A 22,318-nucleotide genomic window follows, 5' to 3' on the forward strand; every position below is an offset into this window, starting at 1 on the left:
ATGAAACTGACTCGAGAATTTCCCAGCAACTACGCCATGGCCCAGTGGCAACCGAGTGATCACAAAGACGCTCAGGTGGTCGGCGAGCTGTTTGCCCATTTCGGTGCCGAACGCTTCACCATCCAGAATACCCGCACCGGCGTGCCGGTGGTCTGGCTCTCCCGCGAGCTGCTGCTGGATGTGATGGGGTTCCTTAAAAAGCTGCCCTCCCCGTTCGTGATGCTGTTTGACTTGAGCGCCACCGACGAGCGGATGCGCAGCCATCGTCACGACCTGCCCGACAGCGACTTCACCGTCTTCTATCACCTCATCTCCATCGATCGCAACGCCGACCTGATGTTGAAGGTGCCGCTCAAGGAGGGGGATCTGACGCTGCCCACCGTCAGCCGCCACTTCCCCAACGCCAACTGGTATGAACGGGAAGTGTGGGATCTGATGGGCATCAACTTCGACGGTCACCCGCACCTGACCCGCATCATGATGCCCAAGAGCTGGCAGGGTCACCCGCTGCGCAAGGATTATCCGGCGCGCGCCACCGAATTCGATCCCTTCATGCTCGATGCCGCCAAGCAGGACATGGAGCAGGGCAACCTGATGTTCAAACCGGAAGAGTGGGGCATGAGCCGGGGCAACGAGAACGAGGACTACATGTTCTTGAACCTGGGCCCCAACCACCCCTCCGCCCACGGCGCCTTCCGCCTGGTACTGCAGCTCGATGGCGAGGAGATCCGTGACTGCGTGCCCGACATCGGCTATCACCACCGCGGTGCCGAGAAGATGGGCGAGCGCCAGTCCTGGCACAGCTACATCCCCTACACCGACCGGGTCGAGTACCTAGGGGGCGTGATGAACAACCTGCCCTACGTGCTGGCGGTCGAGAAGCTGGCCGGCATCAAGGTGCCACAGCGGGTCGACATGATCCGGGTGATGCTGGCAGAGCTGTTCCGCATCCAGAGTCACCTGCTGTTCATCGGTACCTATATCCAGGACGTGGGCGCCATGACCCCGGTCTTCTTCACCTTCACCGACCGGCAGCGGATTTACACCATCATCGAAGCCATCACCGGCGCCCGCATGCATCCGGCCTGGTTCCGCATCGGCGGCGTGGCCCACGATCTGCCCGTCGGCTGGCAGCGACTGGTGCAGGACAACCTGCTGAGCTGGCTGCCCAAGCGGCTGATGGACTATGAGAAGGCCGCCATGCGCAACAGCATACTGCGTGGCCGCACCATAGGCGTCGCCGCCTACAACACAGAGCAGGCGCTGGCCTGGGGCACCACGGGCGGCGGTCTGCGCGCCACCGGCCTCAACTTCGACGTGCGCAAGTGGCGCCCCTACTCCGGCTACGATCAGTTCGAATTCGAGGTACCGGTGGGTGCCAACGGCGATGCCTACGATCGCGCCCTGGTGCGCATCGAGGAGATGCGCCAGAGCATGCGCATCATAGAGCAGTGCATGAAGAACATGCCGGAGGGGCCGTTCAAGGCGGATCACCCGCTCACCACGCCGCCGCCCAAAGAGCGCACCCTGCAGGACATCGAAACCCTGATCACCCACTTCCTGCAAGTGTCGTGGGGCCCGGTCATGCCGGCCGCCGAGTCCTTCCAGATGATCGAGGCGACCAAGGGGATCAACAGTTATTACCTGACCAGCGACGGCTCCACCATGAGCTACCGGACCCGGATCCGCACCCCGAGCTTTGCTCACCTGCAACAGATCCCCTCGGTGATCCGTGGCCAGATGGTGTCGGACCTCATCGTCTATCTGGGCAGTATCGATTTCGTTATGTCGGATGTGGACCGTTGAGTAACGGCTGTTACCAAGCGCCGTTACACGACAACAAGAACAAGCCACAAAAGGTTATGCCATGAGCCAGCAATGTCAGTGCCAACACAATCCGTCCCCGCAGGGACAGAGTTCATGCCAGGGCAAGGGGAAGGATTTCGTCCTGAGCCAGGCAGAACGCGATGCCATCGAGCATGAGAAACACCACTACGAAGATCCCCGCGCCGCCAGTATCGAAGCGCTCAAGATAGTGCAGCAGGCCCGCGGCTGGGTTCCTGACGGTGCCATCCACGCCATCGCCGCCGAGCTCGGTATCCCCGCCAGCGACGTGGAGGGGGTCGCCACCTTCTACAGCCAGATCTTCCGCCAGCCGGTCGGTCGCCACATCATCCGCGTCTGCGACAGCATGGTCTGCTACATCAACGGCCACGAGCAACTGCTGGCCGGCCTGAAAGAGGTGATGAACCTGGCCCCCGGCCAGACCTCCGCCGACGGCCGCTTCACCCTGCTGCCGGTCTGCTGCCTCGGCAACTGCGACAAGGGGCCGGCCCTGATGATCGACGACGACACCTACGGTGGGCTCGACGCCATCAGCCTGCTCAAGACCCTGGAGGCTTACCCATGAGTCTGGCATCCCTTGGTACCGCCAACCGCATCGCCCGCGCGGCCGAGACCCATCCCCTCACCTGGCGGCTGCGCGACGACGGCCAGCCGGTCTGGCTGGATGAATACCAGAGCAAGCAGGGTTACGATGCGGCCCGCAAGGCGCTGGGCCAGATGAGCCCTGATGAAATCGTCGGCACCGTCAAGGATGCCGGCCTCAAGGGTCGCGGCGGCGCCGGCTTCTCCACCGGCGTGAAGTGGGGCCTGATGCCCAAAGACGAGAGCATGAACATCCGTTACCTGCTCTGCAACGCCGACGAGATGGAGCCGAACACCTACAAGGATCGGCTGTTGATGGAGCAACTGCCCCACCTGCTGATCGAGGGGATGATCATCTCGGCCAAGGCCCTCAAGGCCTACCGTGGCTACATCTTCCTGCGCGGCGAGTACGTCGATGCCGCCACCAACCTGCGCCGGGCGGTGATCGAGGCCAAGGCCGCTGGGCTCCTTGGCAAGAACATCCTGGGCTCGGGCTTTGACTTCGAGCTGTTCGTCCACACCGGCGCCGGTCGTTACATCTGCGGCGAAGAGACGGCGCTCATCAACTCCCTGGAAGGGCGCCGCGCCAACCCGCGCGCCAAGCCCCCCTTCCCCGCCGTTTCCGGCGTCTGGGGCAAGCCCACCTGCGTCAACAACGTCGAGACCCTGTGCAACGTGCCCGCCATCATCGGCAACGGTGTGACCTGGTATCAGGGGCTGGCGCTGCCGGGTTCGGAAGATCACGGCACCAAGCTGATGGGCTTCTCCGGCAAGGTCAACAACCCCGGCCTGTGGGAGCTGCCGTTCGGCATCACCGCCCGCGAGCTGTTCGAGAACTACGCCGGCGGCATGAAGCCCGGCTATCGCCTGAAAGCCTGGCAACCGGGCGGCGCCGGTACCGGCTTCCTGCTGCCCGAGCACCTGGATGCCCAGATGTACGCCGGCGGCATCGGCAAGGTCGGCACCCGGATGGGCACGGGCCTTGCCATGGCGGTGGATGACAGCATCAACATGGTCTCCCTGCTGCGCAACATGGAAGAGTTCTTCGCCCGCGAGTCCTGCGGCTGGTGCACCCCCTGCCGCGACGGCCTGCCCTGGAGCGTCAAGCTGCTGCGCGCGCTGGAGCGGGGCGAGGGTCAGCCAGGGGATCTCGCCACCCTGGAGCAGCTGGTCAGCTTCCTCGGCCCGGGCAAGACCTTCTGTGCCCATGCCCCTGGCGCCATCGAGCCGCTGGGCAGTGCGATGAAGTATTTCCGGTCCGAATTCGAGGCTGGCGTCAAGGCGCCGCAGGATAGTCACAAGCAGCTCAAGGGTATCCAGCCCAACCTGCTGGGCGAGCGCTGGTAAGGCGCCCAGTGCGCCCGCAGAACCGGCGCGAGCCACAGAATTTATTTCATTGAAGTCAGGGAAGTTGTATGGCCACCATTCATGTAGACGGTAAAGAGTTCGAGGTAGACGGGGCAGATAACCTGCTGCAAGCCTGTCTCTCCCTTGGGCTGGACGTCCCCTATTTTTGCTGGCACCCGGCGCTCGGTAGCGTCGGCGCCTGCCGCCAGTGTGCGGTGAAGCAGTATCAGAATGCCGACGACAAGCGCGGCCGCCTGGTCATGTCCTGCATGACGCCCTCCACCGATGGCACCTATATCTCCATCGAGGATGAGGAGGCGAAGGAGTTCCGCAAGACGGTGGTGGAGTGGCAGATGACCAACCACCCCCACGACTGCCCGGTGTGCGAAGAGGGCGGCGCCTGCCACCTGCAGGACATGACGGTGATGACCGGCCACAACAGCCGGCGCTACCGTTTCACCAAGCGCACCCACCAGAATCAGGATCTGGGCCCCTTCATCAACCACGAGATGAACCGCTGCATCGCCTGCTATCGCTGCGTGCGCTACTACAAGGATTACGCCGGTGGCGAGGATCTCGGGGTCTACGGCGCCCACGACAACGTCTACTTCGGCCGGGTCGAGGATGGCACCCTAGAGAGCGAGTTTTCCGGCAACCTGGTGGAGGTCTGCCCCACCGGCGTGTTCACCGACAAGACCCACTCCGAGCGCTACAACCGCAAGTGGGACATGCAGTTCGCCCCCAGCATCTGCCAGGGGTGCTCGGTCGGCTGCAACATCAGCCCGGGTGAGCGTTATGGCGAGCTGCGCCGCATCGAGAACCGCTATCACGGCGCCCTGAACCACTACTTCCTGTGCGACCGCGGCCGCTTCGGCTACGGCCACGTCAATCTGACCGACCGCCCGCGCCAGCCCCTGCTGCAGGATGGCAGTGACAAGCTGGCCATCACGGTGGACGGTGCCCTCAACCGGGCCGCCGACGCCCTGCGCACCGCCAGTGGCGTCATTGGCATCGGCTCGCCGCGGGCGTCGCTTGAGAGCAACTTCGCCCTGCGCGAACTGGTGGGCGCCGCCAACTTCTACAGCGGCGTCGAGCAAAGCGAATGGGAATGCCTGCAGAAGATGCTGCAGATCCTGCAGCACGGTGGCGTGCGCACCCCCAGCCTGCGTGACATGGAAGAGGCCGATGCCGTGCTGGTGCTCGGTGAGGATGTCACCCAGACCGCCGCCCGCATCGCCCTGGCCCTGCGTCAGGCAGTCAAGGGCAAGGGCCGTGAAATCGCCCGCAAGCTGAAGGTGGATCTGTGGCAGGTCGCCGCGGTGCAGACCCTGGCCCAGAACGAGCGCTACCCGCTGCTGATCACCAGTCTCGACACCACCCGACTGGACGACGTGGCGAGCGGCACCCTGCACGCCCCCCACGCGGATCAGGCGCGCCTCGGCTTCGCCATCGCCCATCTGCTCGATGGCAGCGCCCCTGCCCTGACCGATCTCGCCCCCGAGCAACAGGCCCTGGCCGCCAGCTGGGCCGCACTGCTCGGCAACGCCAAGAAGCCGCTCATCATCGCCGGCACCGGTGCCCGCAGCCAGGCGCTGCTTGAGGCGGCCAGCAACATCGCCCGTGCCCTCAAGGGCCGTGGCCAGGCCGTGGAGCTCGCCCTGGTCGCTCAGGAGACCAACAGCCTGGGGCTGGCCATGCTGGCCGGCAATGCTGCCCCGCTGGAGGCCGCCCTCGAGCGCATCGAAGGAGAAGAGAAGCTAGCGCTGGTGATGCTCGAGAACGATCTCTACCGCCGCGCACCGCGCAGCCGCATCGATGCTGCCATCGACCGTCTGCAGCACCTGCTGGTGGTCGACCATCAGGACACCGGCACCGCCCAGAAGGCGGACCTGGTGCTGCCTGCCGCCAGCTTCGCCGAGGCCGACGGTACCCTCATCAACATGGAAGGCCGCGCCCAACGCTTCTTCCAGGTCTATGCCCCCGCCTTCTACAACGCCGACATCCAGGTGCGCGAGAGCTGGCGCTGGCTGGCCGCCCTGCAAGGGGCGCTGGATCGCAAACCGCTGCGCTGGAACAACTTCGACGAGGTGAGCAGTGCCTGCGCCGCCAGCGCTCCGCTGCTGACCAGCATGCGCGAAGCCGCGCCCAATGCAGGTCTGCGTATCCGCGGCATGAAACTCGCCCGCGAGCCGCACCGCTACAGCGGCCGCACCTCCATGCTGGCGGATCAGAACGTGAGCGAGCCCAGAGTCGCCCAGGATCCCGACTCCCCCTTCAACTTCTCCATGGAAGGCTACGCCGGTGCCCGCCAGCCGCTGCAACAGGTACCATTTGCCTGGGCGCCGGGCTGGAACTCCCCCTCCGCCTGGAACAAGTTCCAGGATGAAGTGGGTGGCAACCTGCGCGCCGGGGATCCCGGTCGCCGTCTGCTGGAAGCAGGTGAGGATAGCCTCGGCTGGTTCGACACCATTCCCGCCCCGTTCAACGCCAAAGAGGCGCTGCAGGTGGTGAGCTATGACCAGCTGTTTGGCAGCGAAGAGCTCTCTGCCAGAAGCCCGGTCATCCAGGCCCGCATGAGCGAGCCCGTGCTGGTGCTGAACCCGGCCGACGCCAACCGTCTTGCCCTCAGTGCCGGCAGCCAGGTCGCCTTCTCCTGGGGTGGCCACCACTGGCGGCTAACCCTGCGTCTGAGCAAGCATCTGACCGCGGGTCTGGTGGGCCTGCCGCTTGGTGTCAACGGTCTGCCGACCGCCCTGCACCAGCAATATCTCGCCAACCTGCAGGAGGCCATCGCATGAGCGACTCTCTGATCGATCTGTTGCTGGAGATCGGCAAGGCATTGATCGTGCTGGTGGGGATCGTGGGGGCCGGCGCCTTCATGAGCTTCATCGAGCGCCGTTTGCTGGCGCTGTGGCAGGATCGTTACGGCCCCAACCGGGTAGGCCCCTTCGGCCTGCTGCAGCTGGCGGCCGACATGATCAAGATGTTCTTCAAAGAGGACTGGATCCCGCCCTTCGCCGATCGCCGGATCTTCGTGCTGGCCCCCATCATCGCCTTTACCGCCTTCATTCTGGCGTTTGCGGTGGTGCCGATCACCCCCACCTGGGGCGTGGCGGATCTCAACGTGGGGCTGCTCTACATCCTGGCCATCGCGGGGCTGGCGGTCTATGCCGTGCTGTTCGCCGGCTGGTCGAGCAACAACAAGTACTCCTTGCTCGGCAGCCTGCGCGCCTCGGCCCAGACACTCTCCTACGAGGTGTTCCTCGGCCTCTCCTTGATGGGCATCGTCATCCAGACCGGCAGCTTCAACCTGCGGGATATCGTGGAAGCGCAAGCTGGATTGTGGAACATCATCCCTCAGTTCCTGGGCTTCATCACCTTCCTGTTTGCCGGCGTCGCCGTCACCCACCGCCATCCGTTTGACCAGCCGGAAGCCGAGCAGGAGCTCGCCGACGGTTATCACATCGAGTATGCGGGCATGAAGTGGGGTCTCTTCTTCGTGGGTGAGTACATCGGCATCGTGCTGATCTCTTCGCTCATCGTGACCCTGTTCTTCGGTGGCTGGCACGGCCCCTGGCTGCCGCCCTTCATCTGGTTTGCCCTGAAGACCGCCTGTTTCATGGTGTTCTTCATCCTGCTGCGGGCCTCCCTGCCCCGCCCGCGCTTTGACCAGGTGATGTCGTTTGGCTGGAAAGTCTGCCTGCCGCTGACCCTGCTCAACATGCTGGTCACCGGCGCCGTGGTGCTGATGAATGCGCAGTGAGGCCCCGATGGACAGAAAATTTGTGATGCCGTTTGGCTGGAACGTCTGCTTGCCCGCCGTCCTGCATCCCGCACGGGATGCAGCCGGTACGGGCTGTGGTGCTGATGAATGTGCAGTGAGGCACGACTATGAAAATTATTAACATCATCAAGGGTGTCGGCACCCAGTTACGCAGCCTGGGGATGGTGTTCTCCCATGCCTGGCGCCCCCGCGAGACCCTCAATTACCCGGAGCAGGCCGTCTATGCGGCGCCCCGCTATCGCGGCCGCATCGTGCTGACCCGCGACCCGGACGGCGACGAGCGCTGCGTGGCCTGCAACCTGTGTGCGGTGGCCTGCCCGGTCGGCTGCATCTCGCTGCAAAAATCCGAGCGGGAAGATGGTCGCTGGTACCCTGAGTTCTTTCGCATCAACTTCTCCCGCTGCATCTTCTGCGGCCTGTGCGAAGAGGCCTGCCCCACCACTGCCATCCAGCTGACGCCGGATTTCGAGATGGGCGAGTATCGCCGCCAGGACCTGGTGTACGAGAAGGAGGATCTGCTGATAAGCGGGCCCGGCAAGTACCCGGATTACAACTTCTATCGCATGAGCGGGATGGCCATCGACGGCAAGCCGAAAGGGGATGCCGAGAACGAAGCCAAGCCCATCGATGTCAAGAGCCTGCTGCCCTGAGGAGTCAATCATGGAACTGGCATTCTATGCCGCGGCCCTGGTCGCCGTTTACAGCACGCTGCGGGTGATCAGCACCAGCAATCCGATGCACGCGCTGCTCAATCTCATCATCTCCCTCATCGCCGTGGCCATGATCTTCTTCTGCCTGGGCGCCGCCTTCGCAGGCGCCCTGCAGGTGATCGTCTACGCGGGCGCCATCATGGTGCTGTTCGTGTTCGTGGTGATGATGCTGAACCTGGGCTCGGCCCAGGATCAGGAGAAGCACTGGCTCACTCCCACCACCTGGGTGGGCCCGGGCCTGCTTTCGCTCATTCTGCTGGGTTTTCTGGCCTACGGCATTCTCGGGGTCACCGGCGGTGAACTCGGTCTGACCGACGTCAGTGCCAAAGCGGTCGGCATCGCCCTGTTCGGCCCTTACGTGCTGGCGGTGGAGCTTGCCTCCATCCTGCTGCTGGCGGGTCTGGTCACCGCCTATCACCTTGGCCGCGAAGACAAGAGCGGCGAGGTACTCTCGGTGCCCCGCACCCCGGCCCGTCCATCACAAGAAGGAGGTCAGCAATGAATGGCATCCCCATGGAGCACGGACTGCTGCTCGCCGCCGTGCTGTTCTGCATCGGCCTGTGCGGCCTGCTGATCCGCCGCAACTTGCTGTTTATCCTCATGAGTATCGAGATCATGATGAACGCCTCGGCACTGGCATTCGTGGTGGCTGGCAGCCGCTGGGCCCAGGCCGATGGCCAGATCATGTACATACTGGTGATTTCTCTGGCGGCAGCGGAGGCCAGTATCGGCCTCGCCCTGTTACTGCTGCTCTATCGTCGTTACCACACCCTCAACGTGGACACTGTGAGCGAGATGCGCGGATGAGCCTCCTATACCTGACTTTTCTGTTTCCGCTGCTGGGATGGCTGGTGCTGGCCTTCTCCCTCGGTCGTTTCGGCGAGCGCACCTCGGCGCTCATCGGCGTCGGCAGCATAGGGTTGTCGGCCCTCACTACCCTGTGGGTCGGCATCGATTTTCTCAACACCATGCCGGTGGGCGGCGTCTATACCCAGACCCTGTGGCAGTGGATCTCGGTGGGCAGCTTCAGTCCCAGCTTCCGCCTGGCACTGGACGGCCTGTCGCTGACCATGCTGGGGGTGGTGACCGGGGTGGGTTTCTTCATCCACCTGTTCGCCTCCTGGTACATGCGCGGGGAAGAGGGCTATTCGCGCTTCTTCACCTACACCAACCTGTTCATCGCCAGCATGCTGTTCCTGGTGCTGGCCGATGACCTGCTGTTCGTCTATCTGGGCTGGGAAGGGGTGGGTCTGTGCAGCTACCTGCTGATCGGCTTCTACTACAAGGATCGCAACAACGGCGCCGCCGCCCTCAAGGCGTTCGTGGTGACCCGGGTCGGCGACGTCTTCCTCGCCATCGGCCTGTTCATCCTCTATCGCGAGCTCGGCACTCTCAACATCCATGAGCTGCTGGTGCGCGCCCCCACCCTGTTTGCCGAAGGCTCCCCCGCCCTGTCGCTGGCCTGCCTGATGCTGCTCGGCGGCGCCGTCGGCAAATCGGCCCAGCTGCCGCTGCAGACCTGGCTGGCGGATGCCATGGCGGGCCCGACCCCGGTCTCGGCACTGATCCACGCGGCCACCATGGTGACCGCCGGTGTCTATCTCATCGCCCGCACCCACGGTCTGTTCCTGCTAGCCCCCGAGATCCTGCATCTGGTGGCGCTGGTCGGGGCCATTACCCTGGTGCTGGCGGGCTTTGCGGCCCTGGTGCAAACCGACATCAAGCGGATCCTGGCCTACTCCACCATGAGCCAGATCGGCTACATGTTCCTGGCCCTCGGCGTTGGTGCCTGGGAAGGGGCCATCTTCCACCTGATGACCCACGCCTTCTTCAAGGCGCTGTTGTTCCTCTCCGCCGGTGCCGTGATCGTCGCCACCCACCACGAGCAGAACATCTTCAAGATGGGGGGCTTGCGCAAGAGCCTGCCGCTGGTCTATGCCTGCTTCCTGGTAGGGGGCTCGGCCTTGGCCGCGCTGCCGCTGGTGACCGCCGGTTTCTACAGTAAAGACGCCATCCTGTGGCAGGTGCAGGCCAGCGGCCAGAGCGCCCTGCTGTGGGCTGGCCTTGGCGGTGCCTTCCTCACCTCCCTCTACACCTTCCGCCTCATTTTCATCGCCTTCCACGGCGAGGCGAAGACCGAGGCTCACGCCGGTCACGGTCTGGCCCACCAGCTGCCGCTGCTGGTGCTGCTGGTGCTCTCCACCGGCATCGGCGCCCTGATCGTGCCGCCGCTGGCGGGGGTACTGCCGGCGGGTCCGGGGGATCACATCGAAGAGGGGCGCCACGCGTTGGAGATCACCTCCGCCGTCATCGCCATCGCCGGTATCGCCCTGGCTGCCTTCCTGTTCCTGGGTGAGCGCCGCCTGGCCAGCAGCATAGCCAACAGCGCGCCGGGCAAGTTGCTCAGCACTCTCTGGTTCAATGCCTGGGGCTTTGACTGGCTTTACGATCAGCTGTGGGTCAAACCGTATCTGCTGGCGACCCGGTTGCTCGGCAAGGATCCGCTGGACTGGATGATGAACCTGCCGGCCTGGCTGGCCCAGAGCGGCCACCAGCTGCTGGCCTGGACCGTTTCCGGCAAGTTGCGCTGGTATGCAGCCTCCATGGGGATGGGCGCCGCCCTGATCCTGGCCCTGCTGCTGCTCGGCTGATCCCGTGATGCAGCCCCTGAACTCGCAGCAAGCCCACGTGCCTGCACAGTGACTAGAACATAGACGAGAGCTGATATCGTGACCTTACTCTGGATCTTGTTAATACCCTTCATCGGCGGTCTGCTCTGTTGGCAGACCGAGCGATTCGGCGAGTACTTCGTACGCTGGGTCGCCCTGCTGTCGATGAGCGCCTGCCTGCTGCTCTCCTGCGCCATCTGGTGGAGCGGCGACTTCACCCTGGCAGTCCAGGGCGGCGTGCCCGTCTGGGCCGCCGAACTGCAACTGCCCTGGATCCCCCGCTTCGGCATCTCACTGCACCTGGCGGTGGATGGCTTGTCGCTGCTGATGGTGATCCTCACCTGCTTCATCGGCGTGCTGGCCATCCTCTGTTCCTGGAAGGAAATCGTGCAGCGCATCGGCTTCTTCCACCTCAACCTGCTGTGGATTTTGGGTGGCGTGCTCGGCGTCTTCATGGCGCTGGACCTGTTCCTCTTCTTCTTCTTCTGGGAGATGATGCTGGTGCCCATGTACTTCCTGATTGCGCTGTGGGGCCACTCGGTCACCGACGGCAAATCCAGGATCAACGCCGCCACCAAGTTCTTCATCTACACCCAGGTCAGCGGCCTCATCATGCTGGTCGCCATCCTGGGCCTGGTGCTGACTCACCACGGCGCCACCGGCGTGTTCACCTTCAACTATCAGGAGTTGCTGAACACTCCGATGAGCGAGGGGGTGCAGTGGCTGCTGATGCTGGGCTTCTTCATCGCCTTCGCGGTCAAGATGCCGCTGGTGCCGCTGCACGGCTGGCTGCCGGATGCCCACAGCCAGGCGCCGACCGCGGGTTCCGTGGACTTGGCGGGGATCCTGCTCAAAACCGCCGCCTACGGCCTGCTGCGCTTCGCCCTGCCGCTCTTCCCCGAGGCGTCCGCCGAATTTGCCCCCTACGCCATGGTGCTGGGCCTCATCGGCATCGTCTACGGCGCCATCGTGGCGTTCGCCCAGACCGACATCAAGCGGCTGGTGGCCTACACCAGCATCTCTCACATGGGCTTCGTGATGATCGCCATCTACTCCGGTAGCGAGCTGGCCCTGCAGGGCGCCGTGGTACAGATGATCGCCCACGGTCTCTCCGCCGCCGGCCTCTTCATCCTGTGCGGTCAGCTCTACGAGCGTCTGCACACCCGGGACCTGCGCCTTATGGGCGGGCTGTGGGGTCGCCTGCGCTACCTGCCCGGCGTGATGTTGTTCTTCTCGGTCGCCTCTCTGGGGATGCCGGGCACCGGCAACTTCGTCGGCGAGTTCCTGATCCTCATCGGCAGCTTCCAGGTTGCCCCCGTGCTCACCATCATCGCCACCTTCGGGCTGGTACTGGCCTCGGTCTACTCCCTCATCATGCTGCAGCGCGCCTGCTTCGGTACCCCCAAGGACGAGAGCGTGCTCAAGGGGCTCGACAGCCGCGAGCTGGTGATGATGATGACCATCGCCGGTCTTTTGGTGCTGCTCGGTGTCTATCCCCAACCTGTGCTCGACACCGCGGGCAACAGCCTGCTGAGCGTGCTGCACTGGTACGCCCTGCCCTTCGCAGGAGCATTGCAATGAGAGTGACCGCTGTTAAACCGCTGGCCCTGTTGCCTTCCTTGTCCCTTACAGGAGCACTGCAATGACCTTCACCGCTTCGCAACTGCTGGCCCTGCTGCCCCTGTTGCTGACAACCGGGGCCATGGTGGCCCTGATGCTGGCCATCGCCTGGAAACGGTGCGATGACACTGCCTTCGTGGTCACCATCGCCGGTCTCAACCTGGCGCTCTTCTCCCTGCCCATCGTGATGGCGCAAGGCGATCAGGGGGTCACCCCGCTGCTGCAGATCGATGGCTACGCCGTCTTCTACATGGGCCTGGTGCTCATCGGCGCCCTGGCCACCTGTACCTTCGGCCGCTCCTGGCTCAAGGGCTATCCGGACAACCGGGAAGAGTTCTACCTGCTGCTGCTGATCGCCACCGCCGGTGGCCTGGTGCTGGCCGGCTCCCGTCACCTCGCCTCCCTGTTCATCGGGATCGAGATGCTGACCCTGCCGATGTTCGGTCTGGTGGGCTACGCCTATCGCGAGCGCCACTCGCTGGAGGCCAGCATCAAGTACATGGTGCTCTCCGCCGCCGCCACCGCCTTCCTGCTGTTCGGCATGGCGTTGCTCTATGCCCAGGCCGGCAGCCTGAGCTTCAGCGATCTGGGGCTGACTCTGGCCACCACCCCGGCTCACCATCCGCTGCTGATGGGCGGTCTGGGTCTGATGCTGGTCGGCTTTGCCTTCAAGCTCTCCCTGGCGCCGTTCCACCTCTGGACTCCGGACGTGTACGAAGGGGCGCCGGCCCCGGTGGCCACCTTCCTCGCCACCGTCAGCAAGATCGCGGTGTTCTGCGTGCTGCTGCGCTTCTACCTGGCGGTGCCCGCCGCCGCGGATCCCATGATCCACTGGCTGCTGGCCGCCATGGCGGTGGTCTCCATCGTCATCGGCAACCTGCTGGCCCTGCTGCAGACCAACATCAAGCGGATGATGGGTTACTCCTCCATCTCTCACTTCGGTTACCTGCTGGCGGTGATCGTGGCGAGCCGTCTCGGCCAGATGCCGGTGGAAGCGGCCGGCGTCTATCTGCTGATGTATCTGTTCACCAGCCTGGGGGCCTTCGGCGTCATCAGCATGATGTCCAGCCCCTATCGCGGCAAGGATGCGGACTCCCTGCACAGCTACCGCGGCCTGTTCTGGCGTCGTCCCTACCTGACCGCCGTGCTGACCGTGATGATGCTCTCGCTGGCCGGTATCCCCATGACGCTCGGCTTCATCGGCAAGTTCTACCTCATCGGGGTGACCGTCGATGCCAAGCTGTGGTGGCTCTCCGGCGCCATCGTGCTCGGCAGTGCCCTGGGTCTCTATTACTACCTGCGGGTCATGGTCACCCTCTACCTGCGCGAGCCCGGCATGCAGCTGCGCGACGCCAAGGGGGACTGGGCCATCACCTCCGGTGGTCTGGTGGTGCTGCTCTCCGCCGCGCTGGTGGTGGCATTGGGTCTCTATCCCCAGCCGGTCATCAGCCTGGTACAGGGCTTCCAGAACGTGGTACTGCGCTGATTTCACTCCCCCAAAAAACCGGCCCAGGTGGCCGGTTTTTTTATCTGCCCAAAGCTGGATGCCTGGCCAGCCATCTCAAATTTATCTGCCTTTATAACGGCTTATAAGCGCTTATCGGACACGACCGGGTATCCACCTCACCCGCCTTGCTGATATATTGGCCATTGGCAGGAAAGGAGTTCCGAGGGATGATGCAGCCCGCTTTTCTTTCATTCGATGCGCAACCACTGGCCGATGCACTGCAGCCCTATCGCGGGGAGCGGCTCGATCTCTTGCTGGCCGAGCAGGATGCCGGGCACGTGGCCGAGTTGCAGCAGCAGTGCCGGCGGCTCGATATTCAGCTCAGCGGCGCACTCTTTCCCCGCCTCATCAGCCGCCACGGCTTTCATGAGCACGGTGCCTGGCTGCTGCCGCGCCCGGTCTCTCACGCCCCTCTGCTCATCCCGCTCGATCCCGCCGCCAGCACCGACCAGCAGACCAGCACCCTTTGCGATGCGCTGCTCCCCCAGCTTGCGCAGTGGCCAGAGGGCGCGGGCGTACCTACCCTCTTTCTGACCTTCGATGCCATGATCCCCAACATCGCCTCCCTCCTCGAGGGGATCTATCTGCATCTCGCTGACAGGGTCAATTATGCCGGCGTCAATGCCGGCAGCGGCCAATTCCGCCCCATGCCCTGCCTGTTCGACAATCACAGATTGCTGGCGCAGGCGGTCTGCTGCACCCTGCAGCCCCACCACAGCTACCCGCTGCTCGAGCACGGCTATCAGCTCACCGCCCAGACCATGCTGGCCACCAGCAGCGAGGGCAACAAGATTGCCTTCATCGACTGGGAGCCGGCCTTCAGTCGCTACCAGTCCCTGGTCCAGCAACAGTTCCAGCAGCGCTTGACGCCGGATCAGTTCTACCAGTACGGCGTCCACCTGCCGCTCGGGCTGCTGCGGGCCAACGGCGACGTCATCGTACGCATCCCGGTCGCCGTCACCGAAGAGGGGGCCCTGCTCTGCGTCGGGGAGGTGCCGGATCACAGCATCCTCACCCTGCTCAAGGCGCCGCAGAGCCCGACCGCCCACGCCATCGAACTGGCCGAAAAGCTGAGCCGGCACGGCGCCCCTGAACGCCTCGAGATCTACTACTGCGCCGGCCGTCAGCAGCACTTCGGCGAGCAGAGCACCCTGGAGCTGAAGACCCTCTTCAGCCACAGCGGCGCCCACGAGCTGGTGGGCGCCCTCTCCCTTGGCGAGATTGGCAGCCTGCGACCGGGGGAGTATCCGCTGTTTCACAACGGTGCCATTCTCTGCAACGGGGAGGGACGGCGATGAACAACGACCACGCCATGGCCATCGTCTGCGATCTCGCTCTCTGCATCGGTCGCGAGGTCACTCTGGACGCCCTGTTGACCAAGGTGCTGCAGCGTTTTCTGTTTCACTGTGCCTGCCCGGTCGGGCTGGTGCTGCAGCAGTTGCCACAGGGTGAGTACAAGATCATCAAGGCGATTGGGGATGAGCAGCTGGTCAGCCATCAGGGGGAGCCGCTCGCGCTGCCCCACTGGGTCGGCGACGGCGAGCAGTGCATCCTGCGCGCCCCGCTGCCGCTGCCCGCTGCACGCCCCTACCCCTTTGCCTACCGGCTGCGGATCGAGGGGGGTTACCTGATGCTGCTGCTCTCCCCCAACCCGGAGCAGCAGGGGGAGCGGCTCTGTCACCTGTTCAGCCCCATCCTCGGCAACCTGGCCCGCGCCATCCAGCTGTGCCGGGACAGCGAGCAGCTGGCCCTGCGCCAGCAGGCGGAGCTGGTCGACATGCAGCGCTTCAACGAATCCCTGTTAAGGGCAATCCCCATCCCGGTGTTTTACAAGGATGTCGAGGGGCGTTTCATCAGCTGCAACCCGACCTTCACCCAGATCACCGGCATCAGCAAGGCCGAGCTGCAGGGCAAGCGGGTGGACGAGCTCCTCCCCCCCGAGATGGCCGACGAATACACCCAGCGCGACCTGGAAGTGCTGCGCAGCAGGCAGCCGCAATATTTCGAGCACACCCTGTTTGACCGGGAGGGCCGCCGCTATCAGGTGCTCAACTTCAAGGATCTCTTCTACGACCATCAGGGCGAGGTGGCCGGCATCATAGGCGCGCTGGTCGACATCACCCACATCAAGGAGAGTGAACAGCAGCAACGTACCCTGCTGTTCCAGACCATAGCGGCGCTCTCCTCCGCCATCGCCCACAAGGATCCCAGCACTGCGGGCCACGAGCGGCGCGTGCACGATCTGGCGCTGGCCATCGGCCAGCATCTGCAACTCGCGCAGGATCGGCTGGATGGACTGGGCCTCGCCGCCATGGTGCACAACATCGGCCTGCTGCAGATCCCGGCGGAGATCCTCACCCGCCCCCGCGAATTGCGGGAGGTGGAGTTCGAGCTCATCAAGCTGCACCCGCAGGCGGGCTGTGAAATTCTGCAGCAGATAGACTTCCCCTGGCCCATCGCCACCATAGTGCAGCAGCACCATGAGAACATGGACGGCAGCGGCTATCCGCAGGGATTGCAGGGGGATGCCATCTGCCTGGAGGCGCGCATCATCCGGGTGGCCGACTCCCTGGCCGCCATGACTGCCCACCGTCCGTTTCGGCGGGCCCTCTCCTTCACCGATGCCTTCGCCGAGCTGACCCGCTATGCCGGTGTCCACTACGACGAACAGGTAGTCAGCGCCTGCTTCGCCGTCTGGCAGGCGGGCTACCGCTTCGCCCCTCTTTGACCGAGGCTGGATGACGATGAGTTCAAAGCCCGCACCGCCCTTTACCCCGCTGTCCACGGCCGCCCTGCTTGGTCAGGTGATGGATCAGCTGCCCTACCGGGTGCTGCTCAAGGATACCCGCTCCCTCTTCATCGCCTGCAACCGGCTGCTGGCAGACGATCTCGCCCTCACCCCGGCCGAGCTGGTCGGCAAGTGCGATGCCGACTTCTTCCCGGCCGAGCTGGCCCAGCGCTATCGGGACGACGATCTCAGGGTCATGACCAGCGGCACCACCCAGCGCCACCAGGAGCCTTATCTCAAGGGAGGCGAGGCCCGCTGGCTCAGCACCACCAAGTTTCCCCTGCACGACGAGCTGGGTCAGGTGGTCGGCGTCGGGGTCTTCTTCGATGACATCACCGAGAAGAAGCAGCAGCAAGAGCAGCTGCAGCAGTACACCTGGACCCTGGAGGCCATCGGCCGCGCCCATCACGCCATGCTCAGACCGGACGACGAGCAGACGCTGCTGCAGGAGATCTGCGACGCCATCACCTTCGACGGCCGTTTCCCCCTCGTCACCGTGCTGCAGGAAAAACCTGACCAGCACACCCTGCAGGTGCTGGCGCAGGCGGGCAACGCAACCTGGTTTGCCAGCGACGAATGGCTCACCCGGGATCCCGCCCTGCACCAGGCCATCAGCACAGAGATGCCGTGCAACGAGGCGCTCCCCTGCGAGCTGGTACATCATTCGGCCACCCTGCGCGCCCGCCTGCTGCTGCCGCTGCAGTGGCACACCGGCGGGCGTGGCGGCCTGCTCATTCACAGCGAGCAGGCCCGCCCCTTCACCGACGAGGAGGTGCACCTTTTCAGCCAGCTGGCGGACTACCTTGCCTATGGCCTGCAGGCCCGCAGCACCCAGCAGGCCTACCTCACCGCCCAGCGCGACAAGATGCTGCATGCCCGTCAGCTGGAGCTGGCGCTGGAAGATGCCCTCGGCGCCATAGCCGCCGTGCTGGAGCAGCGCGATCCCTACACCGCCGGCCACCAGAAGCACGTCGCCACCCTGGCGCTGGCCATCGGTCGCGAGCTGCAGCTGGACGACAAGCGATTGCGAGGGCTCTATCTGGGGGCCATGGTGCACGACATCGGCAAGATCCAGGTACCGGTCGACATCCTCACCAAGCCGGGGCGGCTGACCCCGCAGGAGTTCAACCTGGTCAAGGAGCACCCGGGCGCCGGCTATCAGGTGCTCAAGGACATCGCCCTGCCCTGGCCCATCGCCCAGATGATCCACCAGCACCACGAGTACATCGACGGCTCCGGCTACCCGGCCGGGCTCAAGGGCGAGCAGATCCTGCTGGAGGCCCGCATCCTCACGGTGGCCGACATAGTGGAGTCCATGTCCTCCGATCGCCCCTACCGCGCCGCCCTCGGCATTCCCCAGGCCAGGGCCCATATCATCCAGCTGCGCGGCACCCGGCTGGATGAAGCCGTCGTGGACGCCTGCCTGCGCATTCTCGATCGCGGTGACTTCATCCCCCACGAACTGGGTCACGGCCGCCCCTAGCGGGAACGTCGCCATAAAAAAACCGGCCACAGGGGCCGGTTTTTGTTTGCGTCGCAGGCTTAGCCCAGACGAACCCGGGCATTGCGGAACATCCGCATCCAGGCGCCATCCTCGCCCCAGTTGTCCGGGTGCCAGGAGTTGGCGACGGTGCGGAACACCCGCTCCGGGTGCGGCATCATGATAGTGGCGCGGCCATCCGTGGTGGTCACGGCGGTGATGCCGTCCGGCGAGCCGTTCGGGTTGGCAGGATACTGCTCGGTCACCTGACCACGGTTATCCACGAAACGCAGCCCCACCAGTCCGCTGGCTTGCAGCGCCGCCAGGTGGGCGGCATCGCGCACCTCCACCCGCCCTTCCCCGTGGGAAACGGCGATCGGCATCATAGAGCCCGCCATGCCAGCGAAGAAGGCGGACGGGGAGTCCTGTACTTCCACCAGGCTGAAGCGGGCCTCGAAGCGCTCGGAGCGGTTGCGCACGAAACGCGGCCACAGATCGGCGCCCGGGATCAGCTCGCGCAGGTTGGACATCATCTGGCAGCCGTTGCAGACACCGAGCGACAGGGTATCGCCGTGCTCGAAGAAGCGCTGGAACTGCTCGCGGGCCCCCTCGTTGAACAGGATGGACTTGGCCCAGCCTTCGCCCGCCCCCAGCACGTCGCCATAGGAGAAGCCGCCACAGGCCACCAGGGTCTGGAACTGCTCCAGCTTGATACGGCCTTCGAGGATGTCGCTCATGTGTACGTCGACGGCGGTGAAGCCGGCACGGTCAAACGCCGCCGCCATCTCCACGTGGGAGTTGACCCCCTGCTCGCGCAGCACCGCCAGACGGGGGGAGACCCCCTTGGCGATATAGGGCGCCGCCACATCTTCGGACGGGTTGTAGCAGAGCTTGGCCTGCAGGCCCGGATCGGCTGCGTCCTGACGGGCGGCATGCTCCTGATCCGCGCACTCGGGGTTGTCGCGCAGACGCTGCATCTGCCAGCTGGTCTCGCCCCAGATGGTGCGCAGGGCAGTGCGGCTGGCGCGATAGACCTCCTGACCGGCCCGCTGCAGGGTAATGAGATCCCCCTCGCGCACCGTGCCGAGCACGTGGGAGCAAGCCGCCAGACCGTGACCGGCCAGCAGGGTCATCACCGCCTCCTTGTCTTCACGACGCACCTGGATGACGGCGCCCAGCTCCTCGTTGAACAGGGCCGGCAGCAACTCGCCACCGATGCGATCCAGCTGCAGGTCGAGACCGCAGTGACCGGCGAAGGCCATCTCCACCAGGGTGACGAAGAGGCCGCCGTCGGAGCGATCGTGATAGGCGATCAGCTTGCGATCTGCCACCAGCGCCTGGATGGCGTTGAAGAAGCCCTTGAGCTGAACCGGGTTGTCCAGATCCGGCGCCTTGTCACCCAGCTGGCGATAGACCTGGGCCAGGGCGGAGGCGCCGAGGCGCTGCTTGCCGTTGCCAAGGTCGATGAGGATAAGGTCGGTTTCACCGAGATCGCTGCGCAGTTGCGGGGTGACGGTATTGCGCACGTCCTCGACCCGGGCAAAGGCAGAGATGAGCAGGGAGAGCGGCGAGGTGACGCTTTGCTCCTTGCCATCCTGCTGCCAGCGGGTCTTCATGGACATGGAGTCCTTGCCCACCGGGATGGTGATGCCAAGGGCCGGGCAGAGCTCCTCGCCCACCGCCTTGACCGCCTCGTAGAGACCGGCATCTTCGCCCGGGTGACCGGCTGCGGCCATCCAGTTGGCGGAGAGCTTGACCCGCTTGAGCGATCCGATGTGGGCCGGCGCCAGGTTGGTCAGGGCCTCGGCCACCGCCATACGGGCGGAAGCCGCATGAGAGAGCAGCGCCACCGGGGTGCGCTCGCCCATGGACATGGCTTCACCGTGGTAGCTGTCGTAGGTGGCTGCGGTGACGGCGCAGTCAGCCACCGGGATCTGCCAGGGGCCGACCATCTGGTCGCGGTTGACCAGACCGGTCACGCTGCGATCGCCGATGGTGATGAGGAAGGATTTCTCCGCCACGGTCGGCAGACGCAATACCCGCTCGGCGGCGTCGCCGAGGGTGATGCCATCCAGTTGCAGTGCCTTGCCCTGGGCGGGCAGGCTCGCTACGTCGCGGTGCATCTTGGGGGTCTTGCCCAGCAGCACGTCCAGCGGCAGATCGATGGGGTGATTGTCAAAGTGCTGGTCGGAGAGGGTCAGGTGTTTCTCTTCGGTGGCGCTGCCGATGACGGCATAAGGTGCACGCTCACGCTCGCACAGCGCCTTGAACAGCGGCAGCTTCTCTTTGGCCACCGCCAGTACGTAGCGCTCCTGGGATTCGTTGCACCAGATCTCCAGCGGGCTCATGCCCGGCTCGTCGTTCGGAATGGCGCGCAGGTCGAAACGACCACCGCGATCGCCGTCGCTCACCAGCTCCGGCATGGCGTTGGAAAGGCCACCGGCCCCCACGTCGTGAATGAAGACGATAGGGTTGTCGTCCCCCAGCTGCCAGCAGCGATCGATCACCTCCTGGCAGCGGCGCTCCATCTCGGGGTTGTCACGCTGCACCGAGGCAAAGTCGAGGTCCTCGGCCGACTGACCGGAGGCCATGGAGGATGCGGCGCCGCCGCCCAGACCGATGTTCATGGCCGGGCCACCCAGCACGATGAGGGCAGCCCCTACCGGGATCTCCCCTTTCTGGACGTGTTCGCTGCGGATGTTGCCGATGCCGCCCGCCAGCATGATGGGTTTGTGGTAGCCACGCACCTCGACCCCATTGTGGCTCGGCACCTCCTCTTCGAAGGTACGGAAGTAACCGAGAATAGCCGGACGGCCGAACTCGTTGTTGAAGGCGGCGCCGCCAAGCGGCCCCTCCTGCATGATGTCAAAGGCGCTGACGATGCGGCTCGGCTTGCCGAAATCCTGCTCCCAGGGCTGTTCGAAACCGGGGATGCGCAGGTTGGAGACGGAGAAGCCCACCAGGCCCGCCTTGGGCTTGGCGCCACGGCCTGTCGCACCCTCGTCGCGGATTTCGCCGCCGGAGCCGGTAGCGGCGCCCGGGAAGGGGGAGATGGCGGTCGGGTGGTTGTGGGTCTCCACCTTCATCAGGATGTCGACCTGCTCCTGGTGGTACTGGTATTCGCCGTTGGCGGGGCTCGGGAAGAAGCGGCCACCCTGGCTCCCTTCCATCACGGCGGCGTTGTCTTTATAGGCAGACAGGACATGATCCGGCGTCTGCTCGAAGGTGTTCTTGATCATCTTGAACAGCGACTTGGGCTGCTGCTCACCGTCGATGGTCCAGTCGGCGTTGAAGATCTTGTGGCGACAGTGCTCGGAGTTTGCCTGGGCAAACATGTAGAGCTCGATGTCGTTGGGATTGCGACCCAGCCGGGTGAAGTTCTCCACCAGATAGTCGATCTCGTCGTCGGCCAGCGCCAGACCCAGTGCCACGTTGGCCTCGGCCAGGGCGGCGCGACCACCACCCAGCACATCTACCTGGGTGAAGGGGCGCGGCTCCTGATGGGCAAACAGGGCGGCGGCCTCGTTCATCTCGCCAAACACCGTCTCCATCATGCGGTCGTGCAGCACGGCGGCCACGTCGGCGCGTTGGGCAGCGCTCAGCTCACCCTTGGCCTGCACGTAATAGGCGATGCCGCGCTCGAGCCGCTTGACCTGGGTCAGGCCGCAGTTGTGGGCGATGTCGGTTGCTTTGGAAGACCAGGGGGAGATAGTGCCGGGGCGGGGGGTAACGAGAAACAGCTGACCGCTGGGGGTGTGTTCGGGGATGGTCGGGCCGTAGCGCAGGAGCTGGCCCAAGGTCGCTCGCTCCGGGGGCGACAGCGGGCTCGAGAGCTCGGCGAAGTGCACAAATTCGGCATAGACATCCTCTATCTCTACTCCTCTCTCCTGTTTCATCTGCGCGAAGCGTTGCAGCAGTTTTTGGACACGAAACTCAGACAGTGCGGGGGCACCACGCAAGATATCCATATGACCTTTCTCACCAAG

At 64.6% G+C, this 22,318-nt stretch carries 15 protein-coding genes; 14 read left to right on the forward strand and 1 reads right to left on the reverse strand.

The window, feature by feature from the left end:
* The 14 genes from nuoC (at position 1) to ACB031_RS09155 (ending at position 18,335) form a co-directional block, all read left to right on the forward strand.
* A complete protein-coding gene (gene nuoC, locus ACB031_RS09090) occupies positions 1-1,806 on the forward strand; it encodes an NADH-quinone oxidoreductase subunit C/D (protein ID WP_017780025.1) in 1,806 nt (601 codons plus the stop codon).
* Positions 1,807-1,867: 61 nt separating this feature from the next.
* The gene (nuoE, locus tag ACB031_RS09095) at positions 1,868-2,410 is read left to right on the forward strand and encodes an NADH-quinone oxidoreductase subunit NuoE (protein ID WP_371139418.1); all 543 of its coding nucleotides are present in this window, start codon (positions 1,868-1,870) and stop codon (positions 2,408-2,410) included.
* Positions 2,407-3,774, forward strand: coding sequence for an NADH-quinone oxidoreductase subunit NuoF (nuoF, locus tag ACB031_RS09100; protein WP_371139419.1), 1,368 nt, complete (start codon positions 2,407-2,409; stop codon positions 3,772-3,774). Before nuoE ends, nuoF begins: the two co-directional genes overlap by 4 nt.
* A gap of 68 nt (positions 3,775-3,842) precedes the next feature.
* Positions 3,843-6,572 (forward strand): NADH-quinone oxidoreductase subunit NuoG, encoded by a 2,730-nt coding sequence (gene nuoG, locus ACB031_RS09105; RefSeq protein ID WP_371139420.1) that lies wholly within the window; start codon positions 3,843-3,845, stop codon positions 6,570-6,572.
* Positions 6,569-7,537, forward strand: coding sequence for an NADH-quinone oxidoreductase subunit NuoH (gene nuoH / locus ACB031_RS09110; RefSeq protein ID WP_005299829.1), 969 nt, complete (start codon positions 6,569-6,571; stop codon positions 7,535-7,537). The genes nuoG and nuoH overlap by 4 nt, the downstream gene beginning before the upstream one ends.
* Before the next feature lie 128 nt (positions 7,538-7,665).
* The gene (gene nuoI, locus ACB031_RS09115) at positions 7,666-8,208 is read left to right on the forward strand and encodes an NADH-quinone oxidoreductase subunit NuoI (protein WP_005299827.1); all 543 of its coding nucleotides are present in this window, start codon (positions 7,666-7,668) and stop codon (positions 8,206-8,208) included.
* 10 nt (positions 8,209-8,218) lie between these two features.
* Positions 8,219-8,770 carry an NADH-quinone oxidoreductase subunit J gene (gene nuoJ / locus ACB031_RS09120; RefSeq protein ID WP_005299825.1) on the forward strand — a complete coding sequence of 184 codons (552 nt, stop codon included), beginning with the start codon at positions 8,219-8,221 and terminating at the stop codon, positions 8,768-8,770.
* Positions 8,767-9,075, forward strand: a complete 309-nt coding sequence (nuoK, locus tag ACB031_RS09125; RefSeq protein WP_005299823.1) for an NADH-quinone oxidoreductase subunit NuoK — start codon at positions 8,767-8,769, stop codon at positions 9,073-9,075. Before nuoJ ends, nuoK begins: the two co-directional genes overlap by 4 nt.
* Positions 9,072-10,919, forward strand: coding sequence for an NADH-quinone oxidoreductase subunit L (nuoL, locus tag ACB031_RS09130; RefSeq protein ID WP_362818609.1), 1,848 nt, complete (start codon positions 9,072-9,074; stop codon positions 10,917-10,919). Before nuoK ends, nuoL begins: the two co-directional genes overlap by 4 nt.
* A gap of 78 nt (positions 10,920-10,997) precedes the next feature.
* Positions 10,998-12,518 (forward strand): NADH-quinone oxidoreductase subunit M, encoded by a 1,521-nt coding sequence (gene nuoM / locus ACB031_RS09135; RefSeq protein ID WP_371139421.1) that lies wholly within the window; start codon positions 10,998-11,000, stop codon positions 12,516-12,518.
* Positions 12,519-12,579: 61 nt separating this feature from the next.
* Complete coding sequence (nuoN, locus tag ACB031_RS09140) at positions 12,580-14,043, forward strand: NADH-quinone oxidoreductase subunit NuoN (RefSeq protein ID WP_010634280.1); 1,464 nt, start codon at positions 12,580-12,582, stop codon at positions 14,041-14,043.
* A gap of 188 nt (positions 14,044-14,231) precedes the next feature.
* Positions 14,232-15,362, forward strand: coding sequence for an FIST signal transduction protein (locus ACB031_RS09145; protein ID WP_371139422.1), 1,131 nt, complete (start codon positions 14,232-14,234; stop codon positions 15,360-15,362).
* On the forward strand, positions 15,359-16,792 hold the full coding sequence (locus ACB031_RS09150) for an HD domain-containing phosphohydrolase (protein ID WP_215269349.1): 1,434 nt from the start codon (positions 15,359-15,361) through the stop codon (positions 16,790-16,792). Before ACB031_RS09145 ends, ACB031_RS09150 begins: the two co-directional genes overlap by 4 nt.
* Positions 16,793-16,808: 16 nt before the next feature.
* Positions 16,809-18,335, forward strand: a complete 1,527-nt coding sequence (locus ACB031_RS09155; RefSeq protein WP_371139423.1) for an HD domain-containing phosphohydrolase — start codon at positions 16,809-16,811, stop codon at positions 18,333-18,335.
* A 59-nt stretch (positions 18,336-18,394) separates the two neighbouring features.
* Here ACB031_RS09155 and purL read toward each other — a convergent pair whose 3' ends face one another.
* Positions 18,395-22,300 carry a phosphoribosylformylglycinamidine synthase gene (gene purL, locus ACB031_RS09160; protein WP_371139424.1) on the reverse strand — a complete coding sequence of 1,302 codons (3,906 nt, stop codon included), beginning with the start codon at positions 22,298-22,300 and terminating at the stop codon, positions 18,395-18,397.
* Between the last annotated feature and the right edge of the window lie 18 nt (positions 22,301-22,318).

It is taken from the genome of Aeromonas sp. S8(2024), assembly GCF_041403085.1.
Classification (GTDB): Bacteria; Pseudomonadota; Gammaproteobacteria; order Enterobacterales; family Aeromonadaceae; genus Aeromonas; species Aeromonas dhakensis.

What these genes read in the sequence shown, in the direction of transcription:
- nuoC (WP_017780025.1), top strand. Translation starts at nt 1, where the DNA reads ATGAAACTGACTCGAGAATTTCCCAGCAACTACGCCATGGCCCAGTGG.
- nuoE (WP_371139418.1), top strand. Translation starts at nt 1,868, where the DNA reads ATGAGCCAGCAATGTCAGTGCCAACACAATCCGTCCCCGCAGGGACAG.
- nuoF (WP_371139419.1), top strand. Translation starts at nt 2,407, where the DNA reads ATGAGTCTGGCATCCCTTGGTACCGCCAACCGCATCGCCCGCGCGGCC.
- nuoG (WP_371139420.1), top strand. Translation starts at nt 3,843, where the DNA reads ATGGCCACCATTCATGTAGACGGTAAAGAGTTCGAGGTAGACGGGGCA.
- nuoH (WP_005299829.1), top strand. Translation starts at nt 6,569, where the DNA reads ATGAGCGACTCTCTGATCGATCTGTTGCTGGAGATCGGCAAGGCATTG.
- nuoI (WP_005299827.1), top strand. Translation starts at nt 7,666, where the DNA reads ATGAAAATTATTAACATCATCAAGGGTGTCGGCACCCAGTTACGCAGC.
- nuoJ (WP_005299825.1), top strand. Translation starts at nt 8,219, where the DNA reads ATGGAACTGGCATTCTATGCCGCGGCCCTGGTCGCCGTTTACAGCACG.
- nuoK (WP_005299823.1), top strand. Translation starts at nt 8,767, where the DNA reads ATGAATGGCATCCCCATGGAGCACGGACTGCTGCTCGCCGCCGTGCTG.
- nuoL (WP_362818609.1), top strand. Translation starts at nt 9,072, where the DNA reads ATGAGCCTCCTATACCTGACTTTTCTGTTTCCGCTGCTGGGATGGCTG.
- nuoN (WP_010634280.1), top strand. Translation starts at nt 12,580, where the DNA reads ATGACCTTCACCGCTTCGCAACTGCTGGCCCTGCTGCCCCTGTTGCTG.
- ACB031_RS09145 (WP_371139422.1), top strand. Translation starts at nt 14,232, where the DNA reads ATGATGCAGCCCGCTTTTCTTTCATTCGATGCGCAACCACTGGCCGAT.
- ACB031_RS09150 (WP_215269349.1), top strand. Translation starts at nt 15,359, where the DNA reads ATGAACAACGACCACGCCATGGCCATCGTCTGCGATCTCGCTCTCTGC.
- ACB031_RS09155 (WP_371139423.1), top strand. Translation starts at nt 16,809, where the DNA reads ATGAGTTCAAAGCCCGCACCGCCCTTTACCCCGCTGTCCACGGCCGCC.
- purL (WP_371139424.1), bottom strand. Translation starts at nt 22,300, where the DNA reads ATGGATATCTTGCGTGGTGCCCCCGCACTGTCTGAGTTTCGTGTCCAA.